Origin of the sequence: Desulfofundulus sp. (assembly GCF_049701015.1) — a bacterium.
Lineage (GTDB): Bacteria > Bacillota > Desulfotomaculia > Desulfotomaculales > Desulfovirgulaceae > Desulfofundulus.
Genome location: NZ_JBNATZ010000032.1, coordinates 1 through 7,517, shown reverse-complemented (window position 1 = coordinate 7,517; position 7,517 = coordinate 1). Strand labels below are relative to the sequence as shown.

General features: G+C 52.7%; 7 protein-coding genes and 1 pseudogene. All 8 read right to left on the bottom strand.

The annotated features are described in order from the left end of the window. Nucleotides 1-555: pseudogene (locus ACPLUI_RS03535) on the bottom strand (AAA family ATPase); the annotation flags it as partial. A gap of 123 nt (nt 556-678) precedes the next feature. Beyond that, nucleotides 679-1,224 carry a hypothetical protein gene (locus ACPLUI_RS03530; RefSeq protein ID WP_424658897.1) on the bottom strand — a complete coding sequence of 182 codons (546 nt, stop codon included), beginning with the start codon at nt 1,222-1,224 and terminating at the stop codon, nt 679-681. A 42-nt stretch (nt 1,225-1,266) separates the two neighbouring features. Further along, nucleotides 1,267-1,812 (bottom strand): CDP-diacylglycerol--glycerol-3-phosphate 3-phosphatidyltransferase, encoded by a 546-nt coding sequence (gene pgsA, locus ACPLUI_RS03525; protein WP_424658896.1) that lies wholly within the window; start codon nt 1,810-1,812, stop codon nt 1,267-1,269. After that, nucleotides 1,809-3,134 (bottom strand): 30S ribosomal protein S12 methylthiotransferase RimO, encoded by a 1,326-nt coding sequence (rimO, locus tag ACPLUI_RS03520; protein WP_424658895.1) that lies wholly within the window; start codon nt 3,132-3,134, stop codon nt 1,809-1,811. Before rimO ends, pgsA begins: the two co-directional genes overlap by 4 nt. 98 nt (nt 3,135-3,232) lie before the next feature. Continuing rightward, nucleotides 3,233-3,556 (bottom strand): hypothetical protein, encoded by a 324-nt coding sequence (locus ACPLUI_RS03515; RefSeq protein WP_424658894.1) that lies wholly within the window; start codon nt 3,554-3,556, stop codon nt 3,233-3,235. A 10-nt stretch (nt 3,557-3,566) separates the two neighbouring features. Beyond that, entirely contained in the window at nt 3,567-4,328 is a 762-nt protein-coding gene (locus ACPLUI_RS03510; RefSeq protein ID WP_424658893.1) for a helix-turn-helix domain-containing protein, read from the bottom strand. Then, nucleotides 4,279-5,409 carry a tRNA 2-selenouridine(34) synthase MnmH gene (mnmH, locus tag ACPLUI_RS03505; RefSeq protein WP_424658892.1) on the bottom strand — a complete coding sequence of 377 codons (1,131 nt, stop codon included), beginning with the start codon at nt 5,407-5,409 and terminating at the stop codon, nt 4,279-4,281. The genes ACPLUI_RS03510 and mnmH overlap by 50 nt, the downstream gene beginning before the upstream one ends. 169 nt (nt 5,410-5,578) lie before the next feature. Beyond that, nucleotides 5,579-7,517 (bottom strand): DNA translocase FtsK (locus ACPLUI_RS03500; RefSeq protein WP_424658891.1); only part of this gene is annotated, 1,939 nt, incomplete at its 5' end.

Here is a 7,517-nt window from a genome sequence, read left to right as displayed (position 1 = left end):
ATGGCTGGTAGTTTGGCCCCTTTTGGCTCCGAGAATATCGATCTCGTCGATAAAGATCAGGGCATGCTTTTTACCCTGCTTTAGAGCACTTTCCCGGGCCATCTGGAAAAGGCGCCTCACCCGCTGCGCGCCCACACCGGCATACATTTCGATAAATTCCGAACCGCTGCAGGCCACAAAAGCGGCATCGGTATAACTGGCCGCCGCCCGGGCAAGCAGGGTTTTTCCTGTACCGGGTGGCCCCGTCAACAAAATTCCCTTTAACGGCCTGATGCCCAGCTTTTGAATCTGGTGATAATTTTTAATAAAGTCAAGGGCCTCGCGCAATTCCTGAATGGCCGCCGCCTGGCCACCGATGTCGGCAAAGGAAATCTCTTGGCGGGCAATCACCTGTTCACCAGCAAAGTTACGGGCCAGTAAACCGCGAGACCGGGCCACATAGTACAAACCCGCCCCGGCCGCGCCCACAAAGATCAGCGGAGTTACATCATGACCGTTGATGAGCAGGAAAAGGATACCGGCCAGAACCAGACCCAGGCCAATTTCCTTCAACATGAAATACCTTCCCTTCAATCAGCTGATCAACCGGCAAGTTGTCTGGTGATAACATTTTTATTATAGCATATAGGAGGGGACAACAGGCTCAGGTAATGTATACCACAAATGGTACCTTGAAAACTAACGGGTTAAACCGGTGTTCTCGGGGCTTGAAACGACCCTGCGGGGGATTACTCTATAAAGGTGACAGTCCCGGTGTTTCATATGCACATATATATTTTCTTCATCGAGAGAAATAATGGCTTCCACCCCCAGCGAAGCAGTCCGGTCTTCGATATAACGAACCATCTCCCGGTAATTACCCCGTACCTGAGCCTCATAGAGGGCAAACTGGCTGTAATAAAAAGCCTTTTCCAGTTCCCGATCCCTGTTATCCTTAAATTCAAGAGTAAAAGGCTGGCGGCCAAGGACTTTCTGAATCGACTTCCTCAACCTCCGGTAGGTATCCCCCAGGTCAACTATATCCTTTGGCTGTACGGTAATTTTATAGACCCCGTCCTCCCTTTCAATAGAAAAGTTCTGAACCGCCCTATCAGCCTCCAACACCCGTGCAAGAGGTTCCTGATAGTTGTAACGGTTATAAATCCACTGGACAGCAAAGAAAAAAGATAGACCTACCAGCATTGCCACCAATATTATTGGAATACGCCATCCATACCACTGCATATACCCGATCCCTTCAAAAAATTTTTAAGTTTAAAAAGGAATTTAAAAACCATCTTTTTTAAGCAGCGTCCAGCCCCGGTTAAGGTAATCGACCCCCGACCAGATGGTAAAAACAATAGCGATCCACATAGCCAGGTTCCCGGGGGTCAAACGGGTGACGCTAAAGGGAGAGGCCTGTAAAAGAAGGGCTACAATGGCTATAATCTGGGTGATGGTCTTGAGCTTACCCAGCATGCTGGCCCCGAGAACAGTACCCTCGGCAGCCATTAACGAGCGCAGTCCTGTAATGGCAAATTCCCTCCCGATAATGATCATGGATACCCAACCGGGCAAACGGTGCAGTTCAACCAGTGAAATCAAGGCACTGGATACCAGAAGCTTATCCGCCAGGGGGTCCATTAGTTTACCAAACCGGGTAACGAGCTGGCGTTTTCTGGCAAGGTAACCATCCAGGCCATCGGTGCTGGCAGCCAAAATAAAAACGGCAGCAGCAACGTAGTCCCCGTAAGGCACCTGGAGGGATACCACGGTCAAGAAGATGGGAATCAAAAAAATCCTGGCCAGGGTCAAACGGTTTGGTAAATTCATGCAAGTTCCCCCATCAGGTCGTACTCCCTGGCCCGGGTAATCTTTACGACCGCAAAATCGCCCGGGCCAAGACTCGCACGGCCACCTGCGAAGTACACCCGGCCGTCAATTTCGGGAGCATCGGCCTCGGTACGGCCGAAATAACGGGTGCCTTTCTTCCCTTCCACCAAAACGTGCACGAGGCTACCTACCAGAGAACGGTTGTGCTCCAGGGATATCTGCTGCTGTAAAGCCATGGCCCTGTGGTAACGCTCTTCCTTAACTTCTTCCGGAACCTGGTCGGTCATAGCAGCAGCCGGTGTACCTTCCTCGGGGCAGAATTTAAACACCCCCGCCCTTTCAAAGCGCATCTCGCTCATGAAATCGAGCAACTGTCGAAAGTCTTCCTCCGTTTCTCCGGGAAAACCGACCATAAAAGTAGTACGCAGGGTCAACCCGGAAATAGACCGGCGCAATTTGGAGACAAGCTCGCGAAGCTTAAAGGCACTCCGGCCCCGCCCCATGCGGGCCAGCACAACCGGGCTGGCGTGCTGTAGAGGTAAATCGATATAGCGGCAAACCTTATCGCAAGACGAAAAAACATCGATGAGTTCATCGGTAAACCCGTCAGGGTGGGCATAAAGCACGCGGATCCAGCGTATGCCGGGCAAATCATTGAGAGAACACAACAACGAAGCCAGCTTCCGTTCCCCGTAAATGTCAAGGCCATAACGGGTGGTATCCTGAGCCACAAGGACAACCTCTTTAACTCCATTCAGGGCCAGGTCTTTGGCCTCCTGAAGGATGGATTCCATTGTGCGACTGCGATAGGCCCCCCGGATGGAAGGAATGGCACAATAAGTACAGCAGTTGCTGCAACCCTCGGCAATTTTTACATAAGCCGTGTGCCCACCGGTAGTTCTAATCCGGGGCAGGTCGGCATCATAATCAAAACCGGGCTCCCCCACGGCCACAACCCGTTCCCCGGCCAGAGTTCGCCGAACCACATCTACCACCCGGTTGATCATGCCCGTACCCAGCACACCGTCAACCTCGGGCATCTCATCCATTAATTCGCCGGAGTACCGCTGGGCCAGGCACCCGGTAACCAGGAGCACCCGGCAGCGGCCCTCTCTTTTGTACTGTGCCATCTCCAAAATTTGATCGATGGATTCTTCTTTGGCGGGAGTGATAAAACCACAGGTATTTACGATCAGGACATCCGCCTCTTCAGGGTGAGGCGTAATGGCAAATCCGGCCGCAGCCAGCTGCCCCAACATCAGTTCTGTGTCCACCAGATTTTTCGCACAACCCAGACTGACCATGCCAATACGGTAGGACATTTTGCTACTTCACCAACCCGGGTTCAGTATAACTCAAAAAAAACGGTCCTGTCAAAAAAAGGTGCGGCCCGAAAGGGCCGCCCGGATAAAAACCGGGTTTATTCGCCCAGCAAGCTTGCTATTCCTTCGTCGATATGGGAGTTGATCTGGGCAATGGCTTTTTTCAGGGAGGAAAAATCGTTAAGAACGCATCCTTCACTCCAGCGGGCTATCAGGTACTGTACAAAGGCAAGATAACCTTTGACTGAAGCCACCCGGAAAAGATCGCGGTAAACATTGTTCTCAGGTCGTCCCGAACAGTGTTTCCCGGGACGGTGTGTAATGGTGAAATTACCCAATTCCCGTCCTTTCCGGTACCAGGAGAGAACGCCGTCATACAGACTGACCTCTTGACCGCATGAGTCACAGATAAAGGAACTCATGAAAAACCTCCTATCCCTGGGTGGAGACGGAAAACTCCCGGCTTACCACCTGTCCCCTACCCCCAAGTACACCCAGATCCCGGCCATTTACCTGTACATTGACCACACCGGCGTTGCCAAGTTTAACCCAGATGTGGTTCCTGGCCTGGAAGCATTTAGATTGATTGGCTGGAACTTCACCGGTAAATATGGCCTTACCATCAACTACTACCTGCATCCAGCAGGTTTCATCGGTAACATTGAGAACCAGGTTAACCCCTTCCGGCTTGCTGTTACCGGCTACAGTTGAAGCCGGTGCAGAGGAAGAGGTTTGCCGGTGTTGCGTGTAACCGGCGTGCTCCGGGGACGACCTGGCGGGGCTACCTGCAGGTTTAGCCCGGGAAACAACGTCGTAAGCCGCACCATGGGTGAGACCGGCCAGCCAACCAGCACCCCATAAGAGAAGGATGGCTATGAACAACCCCGTTGCCGCACAGGCAAGGCGGCGTGAGGGCCACTTGAACGGCAGTCTTTTGGTAGATCCAGAAAATGGTTGTGCAGCAGGTGGTACCTCTTCGGGAGACAACATCTCATCAACTCGGGCCACCAGGGCCCCGGCATCCAGCCCCAAAAACCTGGCGTAATTGCGGAGAAAACCCCGTACATAAACCCGCCCGGGCAGCACATCAAAGGCCTCCTCCTCCAGTGCCTCCAGGTATTTGCGGCGGATTTTCGTTTCCGCCTCAACCTGCTCCAGGGACAACCCCCGGGCATGGCGGGCTTCCCGCAGCATATTTCCAATCTCCACCGGATTCACCTTCCTTCACCCGTCCATATTCGGGGAGACCTGTAATCCACTCCCTTACCCGTCTGGCTGCCTCATCCATATCAGACGCATTTACACAAAGATCATAATCCGGGCTGGGTTCATCTGGATATCCGTAGAGAGGATCATAGTATCTGGTCAAAAGATAGGAAAAAACCTGGTCAAATTCTCCGCGGGCCAGCAACCGGTTCAGTTCAGCCACCCGTCGTGTACCAAGGTGTCTGGCCAGGGCCGCAGTGGCTTCCTGTAACGCAGGGATGTTCTGTTGCGGTCCACAGGTATACTCCTGTCGGATGCGCCTTACACGATTTTCCAGAGAGTCATAGAGCAGTACCCGGTACCCTTTCTCCATAGCCCTGAGTATCACTGGTGGAACCAGCAGGTTGCCTAAACGGCGGCTTTCACATTCAACGATAAATACCCCTTTTTTTTCTGCTGCCATCAAGGCCTGAACAATAAGTCCCTCGAACATTTTCTGGCTGGGAGAAGGAGGCAAGCCAATCTTACCGTAGACGGACCCGCGGTGCCGGGCCAGCCCCTCCAGGTCTAAAACGGGCAGGCCCTCTTCCGCCAGACGGCCAAGTAAAATTGTCTTGCCCACCCCTGTCAATCCGTGAATGACCACGGCCTTCAACGGCAGCTCCTCTACTCCCAGGTAACAGTTAACAAAACGGCGATAGGCCTTATACCCCCCCAGGATGCGATATACGGTAAAGCCCATTGTATCAAGGATGGCTGACGCAAAATAACTGCGCAGTCCTCCCCGCCAGCAAAAGAGAAGCAATCGCCGGCCATGAGCCAGTCGTTCTACAGTCTCGACCCAGCGGGGCAGGCGGGGGGATATAAGCTCCAGACCCAACTTGCGGGCCTCCGCCGGTCCTTTTTCTTTATACACGGTTCCGACAAGAGCCCGCTCCACATTGTCCAGCAGAGGAACATTTACCGCACCAGGAATAGTTGCCTCGCCGTACTCACCCTCCGAACGCACATCCAATAAAAGAACATCCCTTAAAGAAAGGGCTTCAGTGACGTTAATTTCTTTAATCATAATGTCACCTGCATATTATACTGGCTGATACTATACTTTTGCCCTACTCCAGGTCGTTCTAGTCTCCTCTGCACTCCCGGCTATTTAAAGCCGAGAACATTCCGCGCAGGTCAACAAAGTGTTTTTCTACATACAACTCCAGTTTCCTTTCGAGCCACAAATTTTTACCCTACCTTTTTTTGAAAGTTTGTTTGAACTGCTCCAGGGTAATGAGCACGGAGCGCGGCTTACTACCCTCGTACCCTCCTACAATGCCCTTCTTTTCCATAATGTCCATCAGCCGGGCCGCCCGGGCATACCCCACACGGAGACGCCTTTGCAGCAGGGAAATGGACGCGTGACCCGTTTCAATAAATATTTCCACAGCACGGGGCAACAACTCGTCTTCCATTTCATCCTCCCGTTCCTCATGACTTTCTTCATGGACGACCTGTGTCTCAAAATGAGGGCTCGCCTGTTTCTTCAGGAAAGACACAAGCGCTTCCACTTCCTGATCGGAGAGATACGCTCCCTGAACCCGGATGGGTTTGGGTGAACCCACCGGGAAAAACAACATATCCCCCTTTCCCAGGAGCTTTTCCGCGCCGGCCATGTCCAGGATGGTGCGGGAATCGATCTGGGAAGAAACGGCAAAAGAGATCCGTGAAGGGATATTGGCTTTGATCAGGCCGGTGATGACATCCACTGAAGGGCGCTGGGTAGCCACTACCAGGTGAATCCCTGCAGCGCGGGCCATCTGAGCCAGACGACACACCGCATCCTCCACATCAGCCGGAGCGACCATCATTAAATCAGCCAGTTCATCAATGATGATTAGAATGAGCGGGAGCGCCTCCCGTGGCTCCAAACCCGTGTCCTGACTGCGACAGAGCTCGTTATAACGTGTAATATCTCTCACTCCAGCCGCGGCAAACAGCTCATACCGGTGTTCCATTTCTTTAACGGCCCAGCGCAGCGAGGTAGCCGCCTTTTTGGGATCGGTGACCACGGGCGACACCAGGTGCGGGATCCCGTTGTAGGTAGATAGCTCCACCATTTTGGGGTCGATAATTAAAAACTTCACTTCACCGGGCGTAGCCTTGAAAAGAATACTGGCAATAATGGTATTCAAGCAAACACTTTTCCCGGAACCGGTTGCACCAGCAATCAGCAGGTGGGGCATGCGGGCCAGGTCGGCCACCACCGGATTGCCGGCAATATCTTTGCCCAGGGCCACGGTTAACCGGGAAGAAGCCTGCCGGAAATCCGGAGTTTCCAGCAACTCCCTCAAATAAACCATGGAAACTTCCCGGTTGGGTACTTCAATCCCCACAACCGCCTTACCGGGAATAGGTGCCTCGATACGGACGTCAGGTGCTGCCATGGACAGCGCAATGTCATCGGCCAGGCTGACAATACGGCTGACTTTGATACCGGCCGGAGGCTGAATCTCATATCTGGTAATGGCCGGCCCCCGGGAAACCTGCACCACCCTGGCTTTCACCCCGAAACTGTTAAGAGTCTCTTCCAGCTTACGAATATTTTCGGTAATATCTCTGCTATTTTTTATATTTTTGGAACGAGCCGGTTTGGACAGCAGACTCAAAGGAGGAAATTGATAAGGCTGGGAACCGGAAGAAACCTCCTTCTCCCCGGCAGTTCCGCCGGGTGGGGAAACAGGAGAGGGTGCTGCGCACAAAGCGCGGGTAACCGCCGTATCACATGCATTATGATCAACCTCCTGTACACCTGTCACTTCCGCTGGAGTAATTATCTCCGCGCTTGATATCCCCGGCCCACTTTGATCTATAATCACCGGCTCTCCCCCCGGCTTATCCCCTGTCTCTTCCACTTCCATAAACAATAAACCACCGGCATGCTCGCAGAGATTTTTAAGAACAACCATAAACCTGTTTAATAACGCACTCAGAGAAACGTTGCTACTCAAAAGCACTCCCATCAGAGTCAAAGTAACCAGGACAACCCAGGTACCTGTAAAACCAAAGGAACGCTCCAAAAGGAAAAAGCAAACCGCACCTACAAGGCCGCCCCCCTCCCCTGCCAGGCCCGCTTGGAGGGAATAATCCTCTGGTACCAGCATATGCAGGAGGGTAAGGGCTACCACAAAG